The 20,585-nt window shown below is 64.8% G+C and carries 19 protein-coding genes and 1 tRNA gene; 7 read left to right on the top strand and 13 right to left on the bottom strand.

Annotated elements, in window-relative coordinates:
• Positions 1 to 68: 68 nt before the first annotated feature.
• Positions 69 to 153, bottom strand: a tRNA-Leu gene (locus tag C7I36_RS12260).
• A gap of 188 nt (positions 154 to 341) precedes the next feature.
• Here C7I36_RS12260 and C7I36_RS12255 point away from each other — a divergent pair.
• Positions 342 to 839 carry an RDD family protein gene (locus tag C7I36_RS12255; protein ID WP_106453993.1) on the top strand — a complete coding sequence of 166 codons (498 nt, stop codon included), beginning with the start codon at positions 342 to 344 and terminating at the stop codon, positions 837 to 839.
• Positions 840 to 1,067: 228 nt separating this feature from the next.
• Here the strand turns inward: C7I36_RS12255 and lptG are convergent, their stop codons facing one another.
• Positions 1,068 to 2,138: an LPS export ABC transporter permease LptG gene (gene lptG / locus C7I36_RS12245; RefSeq protein WP_106453992.1), complete on the bottom strand. Its 1,071-nt coding sequence runs from the start codon at positions 2,136 to 2,138 to the stop codon at positions 1,068 to 1,070.
• Positions 2,138 to 3,247: an LPS export ABC transporter permease LptF gene (gene lptF, locus C7I36_RS12240; RefSeq protein WP_219899651.1), complete on the bottom strand. Its 1,110-nt coding sequence runs from the start codon at positions 3,245 to 3,247 to the stop codon at positions 2,138 to 2,140. Before lptF ends, lptG begins: the two co-directional genes overlap by 1 nt.
• A gap of 160 nt (positions 3,248 to 3,407) precedes the next feature.
• Here lptF and pepA point away from each other — a divergent pair, with 160 nt between their 5' ends.
• Genes pepA through C7I36_RS12225 form a run of 3 tightly spaced genes read left to right on the top strand, consistent with a single transcriptional unit; the run spans position 3,408 to position 8,222 of the window.
• A complete protein-coding gene (pepA, locus tag C7I36_RS12235) occupies positions 3,408 to 4,919 on the top strand; it encodes a leucyl aminopeptidase (RefSeq protein WP_106453990.1) in 1,512 nt (503 codons plus the stop codon).
• A gap of 2 nt (positions 4,920 to 4,921) precedes the next feature.
• Entirely contained in the window at positions 4,922 to 5,365 is a 444-nt protein-coding gene (locus C7I36_RS12230) for a DNA polymerase III subunit chi (protein ID WP_106453989.1), read from the top strand.
• Positions 5,366 to 5,369: 4 nt separating this feature from the next.
• Positions 5,370 to 8,222 carry a valine--tRNA ligase gene (locus tag C7I36_RS12225; RefSeq protein ID WP_106453988.1) on the top strand — a complete coding sequence of 951 codons (2,853 nt, stop codon included), beginning with the start codon at positions 5,370 to 5,372 and terminating at the stop codon, positions 8,220 to 8,222.
• Between the two features lie 62 nt (positions 8,223 to 8,284).
• Here the strand turns inward: C7I36_RS12225 and C7I36_RS17875 are convergent, their stop codons facing one another.
• Both C7I36_RS17875 and C7I36_RS17290 read right to left on the bottom strand, forming a co-directional pair.
• Positions 8,285 to 9,016: a methyl-accepting chemotaxis protein gene (locus C7I36_RS17875; RefSeq protein WP_146137333.1), complete on the bottom strand. Its 732-nt coding sequence runs from the start codon at positions 9,014 to 9,016 to the stop codon at positions 8,285 to 8,287.
• 9 nt (positions 9,017 to 9,025) lie between these two features.
• On the bottom strand, positions 9,026 to 9,583 hold the full coding sequence (locus C7I36_RS17290; RefSeq protein WP_146137332.1) for a PAS domain-containing protein: 558 nt from the start codon (positions 9,581 to 9,583) through the stop codon (positions 9,026 to 9,028).
• A gap of 192 nt (positions 9,584 to 9,775) precedes the next feature.
• Here C7I36_RS17290 and C7I36_RS12215 point away from each other — a divergent pair, with 192 nt between their 5' ends.
• Positions 9,776 to 10,252 (top strand): CAP domain-containing protein, encoded by a 477-nt coding sequence (locus C7I36_RS12215; protein WP_106454041.1) that lies wholly within the window; start codon positions 9,776 to 9,778, stop codon positions 10,250 to 10,252.
• A gap of 7 nt (positions 10,253 to 10,259) precedes the next feature.
• Here C7I36_RS12215 and osmB read toward each other — a convergent pair whose 3' ends face one another.
• From osmB to C7I36_RS12200, 3 genes are all read right to left on the bottom strand, one after another.
• Entirely contained in the window at positions 10,260 to 10,478 is a 219-nt protein-coding gene (gene osmB, locus C7I36_RS12210) for an osmotically-inducible lipoprotein OsmB (RefSeq protein ID WP_106453987.1), read from the bottom strand.
• 117 nt (positions 10,479 to 10,595) lie between these two features.
• Positions 10,596 to 11,606: an asparaginase domain-containing protein gene (locus C7I36_RS12205; protein ID WP_106453986.1), complete on the bottom strand. Its 1,011-nt coding sequence runs from the start codon at positions 11,604 to 11,606 to the stop codon at positions 10,596 to 10,598.
• Between the two features lies 1 nt (position 11,607).
• Complete coding sequence (locus C7I36_RS12200; RefSeq protein ID WP_106453985.1) at positions 11,608 to 13,005, bottom strand: aspartate ammonia-lyase; 1,398 nt, start codon at positions 13,003 to 13,005, stop codon at positions 11,608 to 11,610.
• 436 nt (positions 13,006 to 13,441) lie between these two features.
• Between C7I36_RS12200 and C7I36_RS12195 the strand changes: the two genes are divergently transcribed.
• A complete protein-coding gene (locus C7I36_RS12195) occupies positions 13,442 to 14,254 on the top strand; it encodes a helix-turn-helix domain-containing protein (RefSeq protein WP_094040312.1) in 813 nt (270 codons plus the stop codon).
• Here the strand turns inward: C7I36_RS12195 and C7I36_RS12190 are convergent.
• A complete protein-coding gene (locus C7I36_RS12190; protein WP_106453984.1) occupies positions 14,251 to 14,664 on the bottom strand; it encodes a hypothetical protein in 414 nt (137 codons plus the stop codon). The two genes, C7I36_RS12195 and C7I36_RS12190, sit on opposite strands and share 4 nt — an antisense overlap.
• A 32-nt stretch (positions 14,665 to 14,696) precedes the next feature.
• A complete protein-coding gene (locus tag C7I36_RS12185) occupies positions 14,697 to 16,937 on the bottom strand; it encodes a DUF6351 family protein (protein ID WP_106453983.1) in 2,241 nt (746 codons plus the stop codon).
• A gap of 92 nt (positions 16,938 to 17,029) precedes the next feature.
• Between C7I36_RS12185 and C7I36_RS12180 the strand changes: the two genes are divergently transcribed.
• Positions 17,030 to 17,548: a GNAT family N-acetyltransferase gene (locus tag C7I36_RS12180; RefSeq protein WP_106453982.1), complete on the top strand. Its 519-nt coding sequence runs from the start codon at positions 17,030 to 17,032 to the stop codon at positions 17,546 to 17,548.
• Here C7I36_RS12180 and rraB read toward each other — a convergent pair.
• From rraB to C7I36_RS12165, 3 genes are all read right to left on the bottom strand, one after another.
• The gene (gene rraB, locus C7I36_RS12175; RefSeq protein WP_106453981.1) at positions 17,533 to 17,877 is read right to left on the bottom strand and encodes a ribonuclease E inhibitor RraB; all 345 of its coding nucleotides are present in this window, start codon (positions 17,875 to 17,877) and stop codon (positions 17,533 to 17,535) included. The genes C7I36_RS12180 and rraB overlap by 16 nt on opposite strands.
• Positions 17,878 to 17,910: 33 nt before the next feature.
• Positions 17,911 to 18,630 carry a 1-acylglycerol-3-phosphate O-acyltransferase gene (locus C7I36_RS12170; RefSeq protein ID WP_106453980.1) on the bottom strand — a complete coding sequence of 240 codons (720 nt, stop codon included), beginning with the start codon at positions 18,628 to 18,630 and terminating at the stop codon, positions 17,911 to 17,913.
• Between the two features lie 70 nt (positions 18,631 to 18,700).
• On the bottom strand, positions 18,701 to 20,353 hold the full coding sequence (locus tag C7I36_RS12165; protein WP_245880109.1) for a methyl-accepting chemotaxis protein: 1,653 nt from the start codon (positions 20,351 to 20,353) through the stop codon (positions 18,701 to 18,703).
• Positions 20,354 to 20,585: the final 232 nt, after the last annotated feature.

Raw genomic sequence — 20,585 nt, 5'->3', positions numbered from 1 at the left:
ACACTCTGCAAATTGGCGCTGGTGTCAGCTTGGCAAAAACGAAAAAACCCAGCCGATGCTGGGTTTAATGGTAGCAGTGGCCGGACTCGAACCGGCACGCCCGAAGGCAAGTGATTTTGAATCACTCATGTCTACCAATTCCATCACACTGCCACTTGGTAGGCTCACAGGGTGAGCGGCTTGCATTATACGTATCCCCTGGTGGCCCGCAAGCAGATTGTCGCATCCCGATTCGCAATTGCATATTAAATATCCGTCCACCTGCCGGCGCCGCTGTGGTGGCGGTCTGGCCGCCAGTTCATTAGAATGCAGCCACTTTTGCATGGCAATGGCGTAAACAGATGGGAGTTTCCGTATTTACCGGCCTGCCCAGGGCGGGCGTGCTGCGCCGCCTGGGCGCCTGGCTGTATGATGTTCTGGTCGTGGTGGCACTGTTGATGGTGGCCGGTTTTGTCGGCTTTGGCGCTGTCCAGCTGGCGCTGGTGCTGGGCTGGCTGCAACTGGGCGAATACCCGGACACCGCCGCCCTGCTCGGCGCCAGCCGTCTGTACAGCCTGTATCTGCTGAGCGTGGTGCTGGGCTTTTACGGCTGGTTCTGGCACACCAGCGGCCAGACCCTCGGCATGCGCGCCTGGCGGCTGAGGGTACAGAATACCGACGGCTCCCGGCTGCGCATCAGCCAGGCACTGATCCGCGCCGCCAGCGCCCTGTTGGGCCTGGGCAATTTCTGGGTCTGGCTCAATCCGGGCACCAAACTGGCGCTGCAGGATAAAATTGCCGACTGCGAAGTGGTGATACTGACCAAGGAGCAAAACCGGCAGTTGCTGAGCCGGGATTAATTACCGGGACTGGGGACTGGGGACTGGGGACTGGGGACTGGGGACTGGGGACTGGGGACTGGGGACTGGGGACTGGGGACTGGGGACTGGGGACTGGGGACTGGGGACTGGGGACTGGGGACTGGGGACTGGCAGGATTTGATAAAAACATTCTAAGTCAACTACCTACCTATAAAATCCCTAATCCCTAATCCCTAATCCCTAATCCCTAATCCCTAATCCCCGCTTTTAAGCCCGGCGATTCAGCAAGAACAGCGCCACTCCGATAAACAGCAGGCTGGGCCCCAGGGCCCCGACCACCGGCGGCACCTCATACACCAGGCTGATGGGGCCGAACACCTCGTTGGCCACGTAAAAACCAAAGCCAAACAGTATGCCGGTCAACAGCCGGGCGCCCATGCTGACGCTGCGCAGGGCGCCGAACACAAACGACGAGGCCAGCAGCATCATGGCCACCACCATCACCGGCTGCAGCGCCTTGCGCCAGAATTCGAGGGCATAACGGCTGCCGTCCTGGCCATTGTCTTCCAGGTAACCGCGGTACTCCCACAGGCCGCGCATCGACAGCTCAGTCGGATCGATCGCCACCACTCCCAGCTTGTCGGGCGTCAGGCTGGTTTGCCAATTCAGCGCCGCCTGCTGCTCCGTGGTCACGGCCACACCATGATTGAAGCGGGTATGGGTCACGTTGAGCAGTTGCCACTGCCCATCCCGGTACTCCGCCTCGGCAGCCTGGGTGATACGATCAAGCTTCATGTCGTCGCCAAAGTAATAGAGAAGCACATTGCTCAGGGTGCCGTCGCGCCGGGCCTGGCCGATATTGATATAGGCCTCGGCGTCCTTGGCCCAGACCCCGTATACCGACAGCACCACCTGGCCGTCGGAACGGGACTGGGTGCGCAGGTCGTCGGCCGCCAGCTTGGTGGCCGGCGCCAGGTATTCCCCCACCAGCATCACCACCAGCATCAGCGGCACCGCCGTTTTCAGGGCGCTGGCCACGATGTTGAAACGGGAATTGCCGGACGCCTGCATCACCACCAGCTCGCTGGAGCTGGCCAGTTGCCCCAGGCCAATCAGGCCCCCGAGCAGGGCGGCGATGGGAAAGAACAGCACGATTTCCTTGGGCATGGACAGCAGCACATAGTAGAAGGCGGTCAGCAGGGTATAGCTGCCCTCGCCCACACTGCGCAGTTGCTCCACATAGCGGATAATGGCGGACAGTCCCACCAGGGTAAATTCACACAGCAATATGGACATCAGCACAGTGCGGCCGATGTAACGATCGAGAATACTGAACATCAGGCGGCCTTGCTCCGTTGGAATTTTTCGCGGGTCCGGTTCCACCAGGCGGTTTCCGCCAGGTTGAGCGGTATCACCACCAGCAGCAAAAAGCCGAGCGGCACCAGGTAAAGCCCCGGCCACACCGGCAGGCTGCCGCCGTTGACCGCCGAGCGGGCGGCGCTTTGCAGCAGGAAATAGGCCAGGTACAGTAAAATAGCCGGCAGCAGCTTGGCATAACGGCCCTGGCGGGGGTTGACCACCGCCAGCGGCACCACCGCCAGGGTCAGCACCAGCATCGACAGCGGCAGTACCAGCCGCCACTGCAACTCCACCTGGTGGCCGGTTTGGTCCGAATGCCACAGCGCCAGGCTGGGCAGGGCCTCGTCCCGGCTGCGCGCTTCGCCCACTTCCGACGGCCGGATATAGGCGCTGTATTCGCTGAACTCGGCCACGTCAAACTGGCGATCGCCCGGGACTCCGCTGTAGCGGCGGCCTTCTTCCAGGGTCAGCCACTGGCCGCCGGCACGCTCGTGGAGCCGGCCACCCTCGGCCACCACGATGGCCGGCGCCCGCTGGGCCTGGGCCCGCTGCACCACAAACAGCCGGTTGAGGCGGTTGCCCTCGTCGTCTTGCTCCAGCTCCTCCACATACGCCACCACCCGGCCACCGTCCAGGCTCATAAAACGCGCCTCGCGCAACACGGCAAATCCGGGATCGGCCTTGACCTCTTCCAGCAACTGATACACCTGTGCCTTCGACCAGGGATTGAGCCAGAGCGAGTTGAACAGCGCCACCCCCGTCCACAGCAACGCCAGCAACAGGGTGGAGCGCATGATGTCGGCCGGTCCCATTCCCACCGCCTTCATCACCGTCATTTCGCTTTCGGCATAGAGGCGGCCGTGGGCGAACAGAATGCCGATAAAGAGGCTGACCGGCAGCATCAGGGTCGCCATTTCCGGCAGGTTGAGCAGCAGCAGCTTGCCCACCAGGGCGCCCGGAATGTCGCCGCTGGCGGCATCGCCCAGCACCTCGATAAAGTTCTGGCTGATGAAGATAAGCAGCAGGACGAACAATACGGCCACTTGGGTCTTCAGGGTTTCCCGAAACAAATAGCGGAATGCAATCACCGTTAATCCCAGTGTAAACTTGTCTTTTTTAATGGAAACGCTTAAGAATAAGCGTAAAATCACGATTTTCGCATATTAAGTACGCGAAGATCGGCGCCGTTGGCGATAACCGCCATTATCGTTCATCTGGCGCCCATTGTCTTCAGGCTCAGGAGAATCCATGGAGTTCAGTGTAAAAAGCGGTAGTCCCGAAAAACAGCGCAGTGCCTGCATAGTGGTAGGTGTCTTCGAGCCGCGCCGGTTGTCGCCGGTGGCCGAACAGCTGGACAGGATCAGCGACGGTTACCTGAGTTCCCTGCTGCGTCGCGGCGATCTGGAAGGCAAGGCCGGCCAGATGCTGCTGCTGCACCAGGTACCCGGCGTGCTGGGCGAGCGGGTGCTGCTGGTCGGTTGCGGCAAGGAACGGGAGCTGGACGAGCGCCAGTACAAGCAAATTATCCAGAAAACCATCAGCACCCTGAACGAAACCGGCTCCATGGAAGCGGTGTGCTTCCTCACCGAGCTGCACGTCAAGGGCCGCGACACCTACTGGAAGGTGCGCCAGGCGGTGGAAACCACCAAGGCCAGCCTCTACAGCTTCGACCAGTTCAAGACCAACAAGGCCGAGCCGCGCCGCCCGCTGCGTAAGATGGTGTTCAATGTGCCGACGCGACGGGAACTGACCATAGGCGAGCGCGCCATCCAGCACGGCCTGGCCGTGGCCAAGGGCGTGCGTATCTGCCGGGACGTGGCCAACATGCCGCCCAATGTGTGCAACCCGGCCTACCTGGCCTCCCAGGCGCGCCAGCTGGCGGACGCCCACGACAACATCAGCACCCGGGTGATCGGCGAGGAAGAAATGGCGGAGCTTGGCATGAACGCCTACCTGGCGGTGGCCCGCGGCTCCCACAACGAAGCCATGATGTCGGTGATCGAATACAAGGGCCACCCGGATCCGGCCGCCCGCCCCATCGTGCTGGTGGGCAAGGGCCTCACCTTCGACGCCGGCGGTATTTCCCTCAAGCCCGCCGACGGCATGGATGAAATGAAGTACGACATGGGCGGCGCCGCCTCCGTACTGGGCACCATGCACGCCCTGGCCCAGTTGCAGCTGCCCATCAACGTGGTGGCGGTGCTGGCCGGCTGCGAGAACATGCCCGACGGCAACGCCTACCGTCCCGGCGACATCCTCACCACCATGTCCGGCCAGACCGTGGAAGTGCTCAACACCGATGCCGAAGGCCGTCTGGTGCTGTGCGACGCCCTCACCTTCGTGGAGCGCTACGAGCCGGAAACCGTGGTCGACGTGGCCACCCTCACCGGGGCCTGCATCATCGCCCTGGGCCACCATACCTCGGGGCTGCTGGCCAACCACAACCCCCTGGCCCATGAGTTGCTCAATGCCTCCGAGCAGGCCGGCGACCGGGCCTGGCGACTGCCCATGAACGACGAGTATCAGGAGCAGCTGGAAAGCCCCTTCGCCGACATGGCCAACATCGGCGGCCGGCCGGCGGGCGCCATTACCGCCGCCTGCTTCCTCAGCCGCTTCACCAAAAAGTACAACTGGGCGCACCTGGACGTGGCGGGCACCGCCTGGAAGAGCGGCAAGGACAAGGGCGCCACCGGCCGCCCGGTGCCGCTGCTGACCCAGTTCCTGCTGAACCGCTCCGGCGTCAACAACGCCGAAGAATGAGCATGAGCCGGGGCTGCTTCTACCTGTTGCCGGAGGACGACGGCCACCTGCTGGAGCAGTGGGTGTGCCGGCTGGCCACCGACTGCTACCGCCAGGGCCTGGGCGTGTTTATCCACACCGTCGACCAGGCCCAGGCCGAAGCCATCGACGAACGACTGTGGCAACAGGAGCCCGACAGCTTCGTGGCCCATAACCTGCAAGGCGAAGGCCCGCGCCAGGGCGCGCCGGTGGTGATCAGCCCACAGGCTCCCCACAGCGGACGCCCGGTGCTGATCAACCTGGCGCCCCAGGCCCCCGCCTTTGCCCGGCGCTTCGGCCAGCTGTACGACTTTGTGCCCGCCGCCGAGGCGGGCAAACAGCTGGCGCGGGAGCGTTTCAAAGCCTATCGGCAGGCCGGCTTCGAGCTGACCACAGAGCCGGTACCACCTCACACTCAAGACGCATAACACCATGGAAAAGACGTTTAATCCCAGCGCCATCGAACAGGCCCTGTACCAGCAGTGGGAAAGCAAGGGCTACTTCAAGCCCCACGGCGACACCCGCAAAGATGCCTACAGCATCATGATCCCCCCGCCCAACGTGACCGGCAGCCTGCACATGGGCCACGCCTTCCAGGATTCCATCATGGACACCCTGATCCGCTACCAGCGCATGCTGGGCAAGAATACCCTGTGGCAGGTGGGCACCGACCACGCCGGCATTGCCACCCAGATGGTGGTGGAGCGCAAGATCGCCGCCGAAGAGGGTAAGAGCCGCCACGACTACGGCCGCGAGGCCTTTATCGACAAGATCTGGGAGTGGAAGAAGGAATCCGGCGGCACCATCACCCGCCAGTTGCGCCGCCTGGGCGCTTCGGTGGACTGGGATCGCGAGCGCTTCACCATGGACGAGGGCCTGTCCAACGCGGTGAAGGAAGTGTTCGTCCGCCTGTATGAGGATGACCTTATCTACCGCGGCAAGCGGCTGGTGAACTGGGATCCCAAGCTGCACACCGCCATCTCCGATCTGGAGGTGGAAAACCGCGAGATGAAGGGCCACATGTGGCACTTCCGCTATCCCCTGGCCGACGGCGTCAAGACCGCCGACGGCAAGGACTACCTGGTGGTGGCCACCACCCGGCCCGAGACCATGCTGGGTGACACCGCGGTGGCGGTAAACCCGGAAGATCCGCGCTATAAGGATCTAATCGGCAAGGACATCATTCTGCCCATCGTCAACCGCCGTATTCCCATCGTGGGCGACGACCACGCCGACATGGAAAAGGGCACCGGCTGCGTGAAGATCACCCCGGCCCACGACTTCAACGACTACGAGGTGGGCAAGCGCCACGGTCTGCCGATGATCAACGTGCTCACCCTGAACGCCGAGATCCGCGATGAGGCCGAGGTGTTCACCACCAAGGGCGAGCCGTCCGACGCCTACGGCGCCGAGCTGCCCGCCGCCTTCCGCGGCCTGGACCGCTTTGAGGCCCGCACCGCCCTGGTGACCGAGCTGGAACAACTGGGCCTGCTCGACGGGGTCAAGGATCACGAGCTGACCGTGCCCTACGGCGACCGGGGCGGCGTGGTAATCGAGCCCATGCTGACCGACCAGTGGTACGTACGCGCCGCCCCCCTGGCCAAGGTGGCCACCGAGGCGGTGGAGAATGGCGACATCCAGTTCGTGCCTAAACAGTACGAAAACATGTATTTCTCCTGGATGCGCGACATTCAGGACTGGTGCATCTCCCGCCAGCTGTGGTGGGGCCACCGCATCCCCGCCTGGTACGACGAGTCCGGCAAGGTCTACGTGGGCCGGGACGAGGCCGAAGTGCGCGCCACCCACAACCTGGGCGACGAGGTGAAACTCAGCCAGGACGAAGACGTGCTCGACACCTGGTTCAGCTCGGCCCTGTGGACCTTCTCCACCCTGGGCTGGCCGGAAAAAACCCCGGAACTGGCCACTTTCCACCCGTCCAGCGTGCTGGTCACCGGCTTTGACATCATTTTCTTCTGGGTGGCGCGCATGATCATGATGACCATGCACTTCATCAAGGACGAAAACGGCAAGCCCCAGGTGCCCTTCAAGACCGTTTACGTCACCGGCCTTATTCGCGACGAGAACGGCGACAAGATGTCCAAGTCCAAGGGCAACGTGCTCGACCCCCTCGATATGATCGACGGCATCGATCTGGAGTCGCTTGTCACCAAGCGCACCGGCAACATGATGCAGCCCCAGCTGGCCGCCAAGATCGAGAAGAACACCCGCCGGGAATTCCCCGAGGGCATCGAGCCCCACGGCACTGACGCCCTGCGTTTCACCCTGTGTGCCATGGCGTCCACCGGCCGTGACATCAACTGGGACATGAAGCGCCTGGACGGCTACCGCAACTTCTGCAACAAGCTGTGGAACGCCTCCCGCTACGTGCTGATGAACACCGAGGAGCAGGACTGCGGCCAGAGCGGTGGCGAACTGCAGTACTCGCTGGCGGATCGCTGGATCCGCGCCCAGCTGCAGGCCACCATCGCCGACGTGCGTCAGGCGCTGGACGGCTACCGCTTCGACCGCGCCGCCAACGCGCTCTACGAGTTTATCTGGAACCAGTTCTGCGACTGGTATCTGGAGCTCACCAAGCCGGTGCTGTGGCACGGTGCCGAGGCCGAGCAGCGCGCCACCCGCAAGACCCTGATCGAGGTGCTGGAAACCCTGCTGCGCCTGGCCCACCCCATGATGCCCTACATCACCGAGGAGATCTGGCAGCGGGTGGCCCCGCTGGCCGGCCGTGGCGGCGAGACCATCATGCTGGCCGCCTATCCCGAACTGGATAAGGCGCTGGAAGATGAGCAGGCAATGGCGGATCTGGAATGGGTGAAGCGCTTTATCGTGTCCATCCGCAACCTGCGCGCCGAGATGAACATCCCCCCCGGTCAGGCCCTGAACGTGCTGCTGCGCCCGGCCGGGGACGACGCCCGCCGCGCCACCGACAATGACGCCTTCCTCAAGGCCATGGCCAAGCTCGAGTCCATTACCCTGCTGGCCGCCGATGAAGAGGCACCGGTGTCCACCAAGCAGTTGATCGGCGATACCGAGCTGCTGCTGCCGATGGCGGGACTTATCGACAAGGACGCGGAGCTGTCGCGCCTGCAGAAGGAGCTGGACAAGGTTGGCGGTGAGATCAAGCGGCTGGAAGGCAAGCTGAACAACCAGGGCTTCGTCGCCAAGGCCCCCGCCGAGGTGGTGGCCAAGGAGCAGGAGAAGCTGGCCGACTACCAGGCCACTCTGGCCAAGCTACAGGCCCAGCGCGAGCAGATAGCAAGCCTCTGAGGCAACCCCCTGCTATCGCCCCGGCGCCCTGCGCCGGGGCTTTTTTGTGCCTGCGGCCGGGCTCAGGTTACCGCTGCCGCCGCGCGCTGCACCGCCAGGGCGCCCTGGCAGATTTCGTCCATGATCGCTTCCACCTCCAGCACCTGCTGGCGCCCCTGCCCTGCCACCTCGGCGGCCTGGCTGATGGCCGAGGATACCTCGCCGGTCAGCTCCCGGTTTTGCTGCACCACCCGGCCAATCTCCGCCGTGGCCCGGCTGGTGCGTCCCGCCAGTTGGCGCACCTCGTCGGCCACCACCGCAAAGCCTCGTCCGAACTCGCCGGCCCGCGCCGCCTCTATGGCCGCGTTCAGCGCCAGCAGGTTGGTCTGATCCGCCACGCTGCTGATGGTGGCGACAATATCCTCTATGCTGCGCGCCTGTTCGTTGAGCCGGCCGATGACCTGTACCGCCTGCTCCAGTTGCTGGGCGATGCGGGCAGATAAGTCCACCGAGGCCTGCAGTGAGCCGTTGCCGCGCTCGGCAATATGGGCGGTCTGCACGGCGGTGACACTGGCCAGCTCCGCAGCTTCCCGGGTCCGCAGCGCCTGCTGTACCCGTTCGGTAATGTCGCTGGCGAGCTTGACCACCCGCACCGTGCGTCCCTGGGTATCGAGAATGGGGTTATAGCTGGCTTCCAGCCAGATTTCCCCGCCGCTGCCGTGCAACCGCTTGAAGCGTCCGGTTTTATGCTCTCCCGCCGCCAGCTCCCGCCAGAACTCCGGATGCCGGCGGTAGAACTCCGGCTCGCAGAAGATCCGGTGATGCTAGCCCTGAAGCTGCTCCCGGCGATATCCCATGGTGGCCAGGAAGTTGTCGTTGGCGTCGAGGACGGTACCGTCCGGCGTAAACTCAATCACCGCCATCGACCTGTGCAGGGCGTCGAGCACCGCCTGGCGGGCTTCATGCTGCCGCTGGCGGGCGGTGACATCGCTGGCGACCTTGAGCACCCGGGCCACCCGGCCTGCGGTGTCGAACACCGGCATGTAGCTGGCTTCGAGCCAGAGGGGGTTGCCGTTGCGGTGGCGACGGCCGAAAGTCCCGCTTTGTCCCTGCCCCCGGCGCAGTTGCTGCCAGAACTCCCGGTACCGGGCCGAATCCGCCTGGCCGGGCAGGCAGAGCAGCCGGTGAGGCTGCCCCGCCAGCTCCGCCAGCGAAAACCCGACCATGGCCAGGAAGGCCGGACTGGCATCCAGTATCTCTCCCTCCGGGCTGAACTCAATCACCGCCAGGTGGGCGCGCAGCGCCTCATGTTCCGCCTGGCGCTGTTCACACCGTTGCCGCTCCTGCTCCCGTTGCTGCTTGCGTTTTGTGCTGCCGAACATGGTGGCTTGAACTCCTGGATGGAATGCGAAAGAAAAGAAAGAAAAGATGGCCCGCTAAAGACCCGGATGCTGGCGTTTTATATTCATCAGGGCTTAAGTTTGTAGCAGGATGACGAGCCGGATCGCGTTTTTACATCGCCGCTCGGGAAAGGACAAGGCGAATCTCCGCCAGTCATGTTCGAGGTCAAGACAATGCGCCACCGATTGGTATTTCTCGCCCTGTTGCTGGCCTGTGGGCCGGCACAGGCCGACACCCTGCCCGCCACGGCCCTGCTCGAGGCCCACAACCGGGCCCGGGCCGAGGTGGGCGCACCGCCCCTGTCCTGGTCGGAAGGTGCCGCCGCGCAGGCGCGCCGCTGGGCCGCCATCCTGGCCGGACGCTGCCTGCTGGAGCACAGCCAGGGCAGTGGCTTTGGCGAAAACCTCTTTATGGGCACGCTGGGCTTTTACGACGAACTGGACGGGGTCCGCGCCTGGGAAGAAGAAAAGAGACACTATGCGGGCCAGCCGCTGACCCGGGCGATGGCACCGGTGGTGGGGCATTACACCCAGATGATCTGGCCTGCGACCCGGGAGCTGGGCTGCGCCACATCCCGCTGCGACGGCAATCTTATTCTGGTATGCAACTACTTTCCCCCGGGCAATTACCTGGGGGAAAGCGCCTATTGAGACAGGATTATTTCTTGGTTTCTATCTGGTTGCCGATCACCCCGCCCACCACGGCACCGCCCAGGGTGCCCAGGGTGCTGCCGCCGGTCAGTACCGAGCCGCCTACGGCACCGGCACCAGCGCCGATCGCGGTATTGCGGTCCCGTTCAGACATATTGCTGCAGGCAGACAGGCCCAGCAGCAGGGTCGCGGCCAATGCGGCCGTGGTCAATTTGCCCTTGCACATGTTGTATTCCTCCTCGATGACGCCGGCAACGCCATGCCGACCATGACTTCCTCAGTCTATGCCCGGCAGGCAAAGCTGCCCAGCCGGGAGGAAAGGTCCTGCGCAGGCTGCTGTCGCTCAGGCGCTCATCTCGCCGCGCAGGGGCCGGCGCATCAGCTCGCGCACCCGCCCGGGATCGGTTTCCATCGCCAGCAGGTAGTGCAGCTTGGCGAAGGCCGCCTCCAGGGTCAGGTCGCCGCCCGGGGTCACGCCGATACGGTTTAGACTGTTGCCGGTGGCATAGGTGCCCTGATCCACCTTGCCGTAGAGGCAATGGGTGCGGTTGACGATGACCTGGCCCCGTTCCACCGCCGCCGCCAGCACCTGCATCAGTTCGGTATTGGCGTCGGGCGGATTGCCCACCCCGAAGCTCAGCATGACGGCACCACGCACCCCCTCGTCGTCGAGCAGGGCACGGGCGGCACGGGCGCTGATGCCCGGGTAGAGGCTGAGCACCGTCACCGCCTCGGGGTCGAACTCGGGAATGCGGAAGCACAGCGGCGTCGGCGGCAGCAGCAGGTCCGGCTCCGGCTCCAGGCGGATGCCGGCCACCCCCAGGGGGGGATGGTTGGGCGAGGCGAAGGCGTCCAGCTCGGTGGCCTTGAGCTTGGTGGTGCGGTTGCCCCGCAGCAGCCGGCCGTTGAAATAGATGCACACCTCGGCCAGCCCCGGCCGCTGGCACAGGTGCAAACCGTTGATGACGTTGTCCAGGCCGTCGCTGCGTCGCTCCGACAGGGGGATCTGGGAGCCGGTGAAGATCACCGGCTTGTCCTGCCCCGGCAGCATAAAGGACAGCGCCGCCGCGCTGTAGGCCATGGTGTCGGTGCCGTGCAGCACCAGGAAGCCGTCGTAGTCCTGCCAGTGGATCACCAGCAGGCCGGCGATCTGGGCCCAGTGGGCCGGGGTCAGGTTGGCGCTGTCGATAAGCGTATGCAGCTCGATCACATCGAACTCGGGCAGTTCCGGCTCGCCGCTGTCCGCCAGCCGCCGGCGCAGCAGCCGGGCGAACTCCGGATCCGGCTTGTGTCCCTCGCTGGAGGCCCGGCAGCCGATGGTGCCGCCGGTATGCAGTATCAGTACCCGTCCCATTTCAGGCCTCCACCGGCGCCACCATCGCCGCCGGGCTCAGGATGGCGGCCAGTTGCGCCTCGCTCAGCAGTCCTTCCTGCCGCACCAGCTCGGCCACCCCGGCGCCGCTCAGCAGCGCCTGGCCGGCGATGCGGCTGGCATTGTCGTAGCCGATATGGGGTACCAGGGCGGTGACGATGCCGATGCTGTTCGCCACATGGCTGGCGCACTGGGCTTCGTTGGCCTCGATGCCGCGCACGCAGCGCTCGTCCAGCATGCGGATGGCCTCGCCCAGCATACGGCAGCTGTTGAGCAGGTTGTAGATGATCAGCGGCTCCATGGCGTTGAGCTGCAGTTGGCCGGCCTCGGCCGCCAGGGTCACCGCCAGGTCGGCGCCGATGACCTGGAAGGCAGTCTGGTTCATGGCCTCGGGGATCACCGGGTTGACCTTGCCGGGCATGATGGAGGAGCCGGGCTGCATGGCCGGCAGGTTGATCTCGCCCAGGCCGGTGCGGGGGCCGCTGGACAGCAGGCGCAGGTCGTTGCTGAGCTTGGACAGCTTCACCGCCAGCCGCTTGAGCACGCTGGAGAAGGTAACAAAGGCGCCCATGTCGGAGGTCGCTTCCACCAGGTTGCCGGCCAGGCTCACCGGCAGCTCGGCGATGTCGGCCAGCTCGTTCACCGCCAGCCGGGCGTAACGCGGGTGGGCGTTGATGCCGGTGCCGATGGCGGTGCCGCCCAGGTTGACCTCGCACAGCAGGCGGCAGGCGTCGTCGATGCGCGCCTCTTCCTCGCCCAGGTTGACGGCGAAGGCCTCGAACTCCTGCCCCAGGGTCATGGGCACGGCGTCCTGCAGCTGGGTGCGGCCCATCTTGAGGATATGGGCGAACTCCCGGCCCTTGTCGGCCAGGCTGTGCTGCAGGCCGGCAATGGCTTCCTTCAGCGGCCGGGCGGCGAACACGATGGCCAGGCGGGCGGCGGTGGGATAGGCGTCGTTGGTGGACTGGGAGCGGTTGACGTCGTTGTTGGGGTGCAGCTCCTTGTACCGGCCGCGCTCGTGCCCCAGCTTGCTCAGGGCCAGGTTGGCGATCACCTCGTTGGCGTTCATGTTGGTGGAGGTGCCGGCCCCGCCCTGGATCAGATCCACGATAAACTGGTCGTGCAGCTCGCCACGGATGATGTCGGCGCAGGCGGCCTCGATGGCCTCGGCCTTGTGGCCGGGCAGCAGGCCGAGCTGGTGGTTGGCACGGGCGGCAGCGGCCTTGACCATGGCCAGGGCGCGGATCAGTTCGGGGAAGTGGCTGATGGGCACACCGGTAATGTTGAAGTTCTGCTTGGCGCGCTGAGTCTGGATACCGTACCAGGCCTCAGCCGGCACCTGTTGTTCGCCCAGAAGATCGTATTCGGTACGTGTTTGCATTTGGCTTCTCCCACCGGCTTGCACTGTTATTTGACGAGTCAGACGACCGGGATCCCGAACAGGCAACGGAAGGATACAGCTAAGCCGACCGTCACATGCCATGGATGGCATGTGCGAGCGTACATGGGGCGTGCTTGCTCGCCGTGACGAACTGTTTCAGCCTGACCGAACATCCGGTGAATGTTCGCAGCAGGTTGAAACAGTGAGTGTCATATCCCACAGCGTGTCGGCGTGCTGTGCCTTCCGGTGCCTGAGCGCGTTCGCACAGGTTCATCTGTTGGCGTTATTACAGCAACAAGGGGGACTGGCGGGGAAGTTGGCGCCCTGTAGCAAAGTGGCGCTGTCTGGCGCACTGGCTGCATCAATCAGATACAGGCGCACTCTGTTGCAGGAAACCGACTTTGGGTACACTGGGCGCAGTTTTCCCGGAGTCCCTATGCATCACGATTTCGCCAAGAACCTGCGCCTGCTGTGCAGCTACTACAAGTCGGTGGCCGAGGTGTGCCGCAAGCTCAAGGTCAACCGGCCCCAGTTCAACCGCTACCTGAGCGGGCGCTACAAGCCCTCGGCCCACAGCCTGCGCCGGTTGTGCGACTTCTTCGGGGTGGAGGAGCACGAGATCCTGATGCCCCACAGCCAGTTCGAGCTGCTGATCCAGGTGCGGCCCCGGCCGCGGGAAGAGGCGGAGGAACATCCGGAATACCGCCACCTGGATCTGCTGCAGGCCAACTCCCAGGGGCTCGACAAGTACCTGGGCTACTACTTCGAATACCACTATTCCATGGCCTTTCCGGGCAAGATACTGCGCAACCTGGTGTGCCTGGAGAAGCGGGACGGCCGCGTCTACTACCAGCGCACCGAGCGGCTGCAGCAAAGCCCCGGCGAGCGGGTCTACCACAGCAAATATCTGGGCATGGCCCACCTGCTGGCAGATCGCATCTTCCTGGTGGACTACGAGTCGCTGACCTGCAACCAGCTGACCCAGACCATTCTCATCCCTACCTTCAAGAGCCGGGTGGGCCGGCTCAGCGGCCTGCGCCTGGGGGCCTCGGCCAGCGGCGAGCGCATTCCCAGCTGCACCCGGGTGGTGTTCGAGTACCTGGGCCACCGGGTGGACATCCGCCGCACCCTCAGGCTGTGCAGCACCTTCGAGGCGGACGGCGGCCAGATCTCGCCGGCCGTGCTTGCCGCCATCCGCAATGAGATGGCGCCGGGAGAGCATCACTTCCGTGCCCGCCACTGCTTTTAGGCCACCGGCAACAATCCCAGCCAGAGCAGCCGCACCACCGCCACGTTGGCCAGGCTGACCAGGCACAGGAAGGCCACGTAGATCATCACCAGCAGGCGGAAGTAATTGCTGCGGGTGTGGCGGATCATGCCCTGCTCCTCCTGGATGCGACGATGGGCGCCGGCAATCCTGGCGAACAGGCCCAGTTCGAAGTGCATCAGGAACAGGGTGATCAACGACAGCACGGTACCGAGCAGGGGCGCGATCAGGATCCAGCCCTGCAGCACCCGGGTAATGTCGGGCTTGAGGTAAGGCACGGCGCCCAGCAGCACCACGGCGGCGGTGATCTGGAACAGCTTTTTCCAGATATGGTCGTGGCGGTATTTGTATTCGTCCCACAGCAGGGCGTGCGCCTCTTCGCTTTGCTCCACTCGCGTGCTCTCCGGCTTGTTGCATGGCGCCACTATAGCACGGGCGCCAGCCCCAGCTCAGCGTCCGACGGGCGCGCCAGATCGTCCAGGCGGTAATCGCAGACCCCGTCGGGAAAGATCTTTTCCAGCATGGCCCGATAGGGACCGACCTCGACGTCGCCGTAGAGCCCCAGCGCCATGGCCTCGGCCACGGGCATCAGGGCGCAGCGGAACAGATCCCCGGCCAGCGGGCTGCCGGCCACGTTGCGCGGGCTCTGGTAGGGAGGGTAGGCCCGCAGGCAGGGGCCGGGCTCGGACACCCCCAGCCAGGGCCCCCGCCAGACATCCGGGCCCCGGGCAATCAGCCCGCCCTTCCCGTCCCAGCAGGCATCCTCGGCATCCGCCGGACGGCGCCCGGCGGCCAACCAGCGCTCCAACAGGACAAAGGCCGCCGGGGTAGGATCGAAGGGCTCCAGGCTTTGCCAGATCAGCATGTTGTCACTCTGGCCCCGGGTACGCAGCAGGCGCAGCCGGCTCGACAGGCTGGCGAAGGAGTGGTGCATGTCGAGCTCGGGATCCAGGTAATGACGGATGTCGATGATCGGAATCGCTACCCGCCCGAGAAACACCTGACCGGCGCGATAGGCCGCCGCCATGGCTTCCTGGTGTCCCCGGGCGCGCGGCGCCACCCGGATTTCGTCCACCCGGTTGTCGGCGAAGGCCCGCAGGGCCACCGGCCTGACCTGGCGCATGTTGTGGTGGCTCCAGATCGAAGCCCGCGCCAGGCTGGTGTCGCCGGACAGCAGCCAGTAACGCTCCTGGACCATGTCCTTTGGCGCCTTCCAGCTGCCGACATGGGCGTTGAGATGCAGGAACTCCGGCAGGCTCAGGTCGCCGGCTACCAAGGCGGCAAGGCCGTACTGCACCCCGGTGTTGTCGTAGGTGCGATGGGCGAAGCCGTGCTCATCCACCCCGTAGACATGGGCCAGGTCGTGCCAGTGGCTGAAGCGGGCGCGGGCCGCCACCTCGGGCACATAGCGATGGGCGTGGTGGGAATAGTGGGGGTTGTTGGTCAGCGGCGCCAGGCCGCGCCAGCTGTGGCTGCATTCGGTGGCGCCCGGCGGCAGCGGCGGCAGGCGCAGCCCCAGTCCGGCCCAGCGCGCCCAGCGGTAATAACGCCGCTCCCGGCTTTCGACCCGGCTGTTGGCCGGCAGCCCCAGCACCAGGCTGCGGTTTTCCTGCACCCGCCAGCGGGGATTGTCCCGGGCGGTGACGTCGAAGTAATACTCCAGCAGCTCGCAGTCCAGCGCCCAGATGCTCTGGGTGATCATGTCCGGGTAGCTGTACTGGGGGATCAGTGCGTCCAGCAGGCCGGGGTGGGTCTCGGCCAGCAGGTATTGCTGCACCGCCCCGCCGGAGGCGCCGAGGCCCACCGTGTGGTCTGGCCGGCCATAGCGGGCCACGAACTGGGCCTTGGCCAGTTGCGCCGTATTGCCCGCCAGCCAGACATTATACTGGGTGGCGGTGACATTGGCGCTGGTGCCGAGTACGGCATAGCCCTCGGCCAGTTGGGCGCTCAGCCGTTTGGTGAGGGTGCTCATCTTCATGTGCCCCTGGCGCTTGCCGATGCCGACGCCACCGCGGAAATGGAAGATCAGCCGTCGGTTCCAGTAGGGGCTCTGGGTCGCCGTCACCGGCTCGGCCGGATCCGCCAGCATGGCAATGGCGTAGAGGAAACGGTTGAGGCTGCCCCGCTCCACCCGCAGCACGAAGGGAATGCGCCCGCCGTCGCGACTCAGCCAGGCCATGTCCGCCGGCAGGGGGCCGGCGGGCAGGGGCAGGAAATCCTCGCGGCCCTCGGGCTGGTAAAAATAGTCCATGCGAGTCGGAGTCAGGCAGTCCCGGCTGTAGCCCGCTATGATGCCCTTCAGCTTGCTCCCCCCTGCCTCGGCGTATACCGGGGTGCCGCCCCCGTCCCGGTTATCCACCAGTGGCTGGCCCAGGCCGGACTCCTCGGTGCCGCAGGCAAAGGGGTATTGCAGGGGGCCCAGGCTGGTATCGATGGGCCCGGTTTCGCCGGGCAGCACCGGCAGGGGGAAAGAAGACAGGTCCAGCGGCACCCGGGAAGGATGGGGTCCACCATAGGGCGGCTGGGGGGCCGAGGGATGGTAACCGGGCGGCAGCCGCTCGACCAGGGCATCCGGCGGCACCGGCAGCAACTCCTTACCCAGCCACTGGGCCAGCGGGGTACATCCCGCCAACAGCAGCACCAGCAGCGGCCATCCCTTTTGCATCGTCTTTCCTCCGGGCCCGTTCTCCCCTATTTTAGTCGAGCCGTGCCGCCGGCTCTGGCAAGATAGCGAGACCACCACCAGAAGGAAAAAGTATGACCATGAACACCTGCCAGAGGGTACGACTGCGCCCGCTGGCCGCCACCGACAACGATGCCATCGCCCGTATTATCCGCGAAGTCTCCGCCGAATACGGCCTTACCGCCGATCGCGGCTTCAGCGTGGCAGACCCGCAACTGGACGATCTGTTCGGCCATTACCGGGCCAGCAAGGGTGTCTACTGGGTGGCGGAGGATGCCGAAGGTGCCCTCCTCGGCGGCGCCGGGCTGGGGCCCGTGGCTGGCCGGGAAGACACGGTGGAACTGCAGAAGATGTACCTGGCCAGGACTGGCCGGGGCATGGGGCTGGGCCGCAGGCTGGCCCTGCACCTGCTGGCCGAGGCCGAGGCGCTGGGCTATCGCCACTGTTACCTGGAGACCACCGCCTGCCTGGGTGAAGCGCTGGCCCTGTACCGCCGGCTCGGCTTCGAGCCCTGCGGACGATTGGGGGACACGGGGCACAACGACTGTGAAATCACCCTGATGCGCCCCCTGACCGGTCACTCCTCGAAATAGGTGCCCCAGCCGTCGTACTCGATGCCGTACTTGGCGGCAATGGGCAGCAGTTGCTCAATCTGGGCCATGATGGCGTCCTCGGTGAGGGCGCCGTCCTTAATGGCATCAAAACACAGCAACAGCTGTCCCCGCTCCAGAGTCAGCTCTTCGGCGTCGGTCACCTCGAAACCGGCCTTGAAACAGTCCACCGCCGCCTTTTCCAGCCGGTTGAAATCCTGGCCGGAAAAGTGATGCTCTATGGTGTATTGCACATCCGGGTTGCTGCCATCCTCCAGCAGGGAGGCGATAATCTCGCGGGTTTCTTCCCGCCAGTCTTGCTGTTCACTCATAGGGGCTCCTGGGCCGGATAGGGTGGCAAAAGCTTAAGGACGGCGGGCTTCCCTGTCCAGCTCGACAATGCGGTCGGCAATCCGCTGGCGGCTGTGCCTGAGCAGCTCGCGCAGGTGGCCGGGTTCGTAGCCGTCAATGGCGATGGGCGGCATGATCTCGACGATCAGTTCGCCGTTGTCCCAGCGGTTCAGGTCCACCTGGCCGAAATAGCTGGAGCAGGCGATAGGCACGATCGGCACCCTGGCCTGGAGGGCGATATGGAAGGCGCCGGTCTTGAAGGGCAACAGGCCCTGGCCCTTGCTGCGGGTCCCTTCCGGAAACATCCAGATGGACATGCTGCGCTGGCGGATTTTTTCGACCACCTTGCCGATGGTACTCGCCGCCTTGGCCTTGTTTTCCCGGTTGATCAGCAGGTTGCCGCTCAGCCAGAACAGCTGGCCAAAGAGGGGGATCCAGAACAGGCTGTTCTTGCCGATGGCCACGGTGCGCGGCATGACGGCCCCCGGCAGGGCGATGATGTCCCAGTTGCTCTGGTGGTTGGCAATATACACCGCCGAGTGCAGATCCCTGACATGCTCATACCCCCGCACCCGGACCTTGAGCCCGACCAGGGGACAGGCCCGGTGGAACAGCCGGCCGAGCAGGTAGACGTTGTTGGGATGACGGGGGCGCAGCAGGCACAGCAGGGTACCCAGTACAAAGACGACTATCATGGCCAGGCCAAGCAATAGCATCCGCAACAGCTTTAACATGAAGGATCCTCGCAATTTGGGAGACGGCAGTATACTGACCGCCCCCGGCACCGACAAGGCCGGCGGTCCGTCAGCCCCGGCCGCCCTCCGCCTCCAGCCGAAAGCCGCGTACCGCCAACTGCAATTGCTCGGCCAGCTGTGCCAGTTCACGGCTGGCACCGGCGGTCTGCTCGGCGCCGGCAGCGGTGTCGCCGCCCATGGCGTGGATATGGGTGATATTGCGGCTGATATCCTCGGTGACCGCCGCCTGCTCGTCCACGGCGCTGGCGATCTGGGTATTCATGTCGTGGATGCTCTGCACCGCCCGGCTGATCTGCTCCAGCGCCTGCTCCGCCTCCCGCGCCCGGGCCACCGTCTGCTCCGCCTGGCCGCGGCCGTTGACAATGGCCGCCCTGGCCTGCTCCGCGTCCGCCTGCAGCCGGCCTATGGTGGCCACTATCTCCAGGGACGACTGCTGGGTCTGGGCCGCCAGGTTGCGTACCTCTTCGGCGACCACCGCAAATCCCCGCCCCTGCTCGCCGGCCCGGGCTGCTTCGATGGCGGCATTGAGCGCCAGCAGGTTGGTACGATCGGCAATTTCCTGGATCACCTCGACCACAGAGCTGATACGGCCGCTGCTGTCGGACAGGGACTGCACCACCTGGCCGGTGGCGGCCACATCTTCCGCCAGCCGGTGGATCGACAGCACCGTTTGCTGTACCACCTTTTTCCCCTGCTCCGCCGCCTCGAACGCCGTACGGGCGGACTCCGCCGCCTGGCCGGTATGCAGGGCCACCTCCTGTACCGTGGCCGACATCTGGTTGATGGCCGTAGCCACCTGCTCGGTATCCTGCTGCTGGCGCTCCAGGTTGCCGCTGGTCTGCCGCGACACCGCCGAGGTTTGCTCCGCCGCCGAGGCCAGGCCGGCGCTGGACTGGTTGATCTGGCCGATCAGTTCGCGCAGTTGGTCGGTCATGTGATGCAGCTGGCCGTATACGCCCCGGGTGCCCGGCCCGAAGCGCAGGCTGAGATCGCCGGCGGCAATGCGGCTGGCCACCCGTGCCATTTCGCCCGGCTCGGTGCCCAGGGGCTGCAATACGGTGCGTCTCAGGGTCCAGCCCAGCAGTAGCGCCAGGCCGAGCAACAGCGCCGACATCAGCACCATGACCACAACCATGTTGCGGTTTTGCCGCTCCCGTTCGAGGATTTCCCCGTCCAGCCGCGCCAGCAGCATGGTAATGAACTGGTTGACCGAGGCCAGCATGATGTCGCGGTATTCGTCGTAGGATGGATGGAACACCTTCTGCCGCGCCTGCTCGGCCTGGCCGGTTTCCATCAGCCGGACGGCCTCCGCCTCCAGCCGGGCCATGGTCAGGGTGGCCTGACGCCCGCGTTCCAGCAGGGACAGCTCTTCCCGGGTCAACGCCATGGCCTGCAGCATCCGCTCGTTGGACAGCATCTTGCCGTCCACCCTGGGCTGCTGACCTTCGGTCATCGCCAGTACATTGTGGTAGACGGCCAGTTCCCGCTCCGCGCCGGTAGACACATAGTTGCGGATGCGCGCTGTCAGCTCCGACGACATCATCCGCAGCAGGTTGGCGGAGTTGAAGTACTCGAAGCGCTTCTGTTGGGCCTGCTCCACACCCCGCTGGGCCTGCAGCAGCCCATACAGAGCACCGCCCTGGATCAGCGCAAAGCCGAGCACCACCCCGATGATCACCCGGATCACACCCCTGAGGCTCATGCTAGCCACCATTCCCTTCTCCCCATTCCCTAAAACAATATTGAATACAAAAGATTCGCAATTATGCTCCAATTGTAACAATAGTGAAATATGCCGCTGCCGGGCGCACATCGAGTAGGGTGAGGCGTTACCGCCTCATCCCTCTCACAGAACCGTACATACGGGCCACGTATACGGCTCATGCCATTAACTTACCCCGAACTCGGGGACAGTGATGCCGGTTTTGACCTTC

Origin of the sequence: Zobellella taiwanensis, assembly GCF_003012795.1 — a bacterium.
In the GTDB taxonomy this organism is placed as follows: domain Bacteria; phylum Pseudomonadota; class Gammaproteobacteria; order Enterobacterales; family Aeromonadaceae; genus Oceanimonas; species Oceanimonas taiwanensis.
Note: the sequence above shows the minus strand (reverse complement) of the source record. Positions and strands in the feature narration are given on the sequence as shown.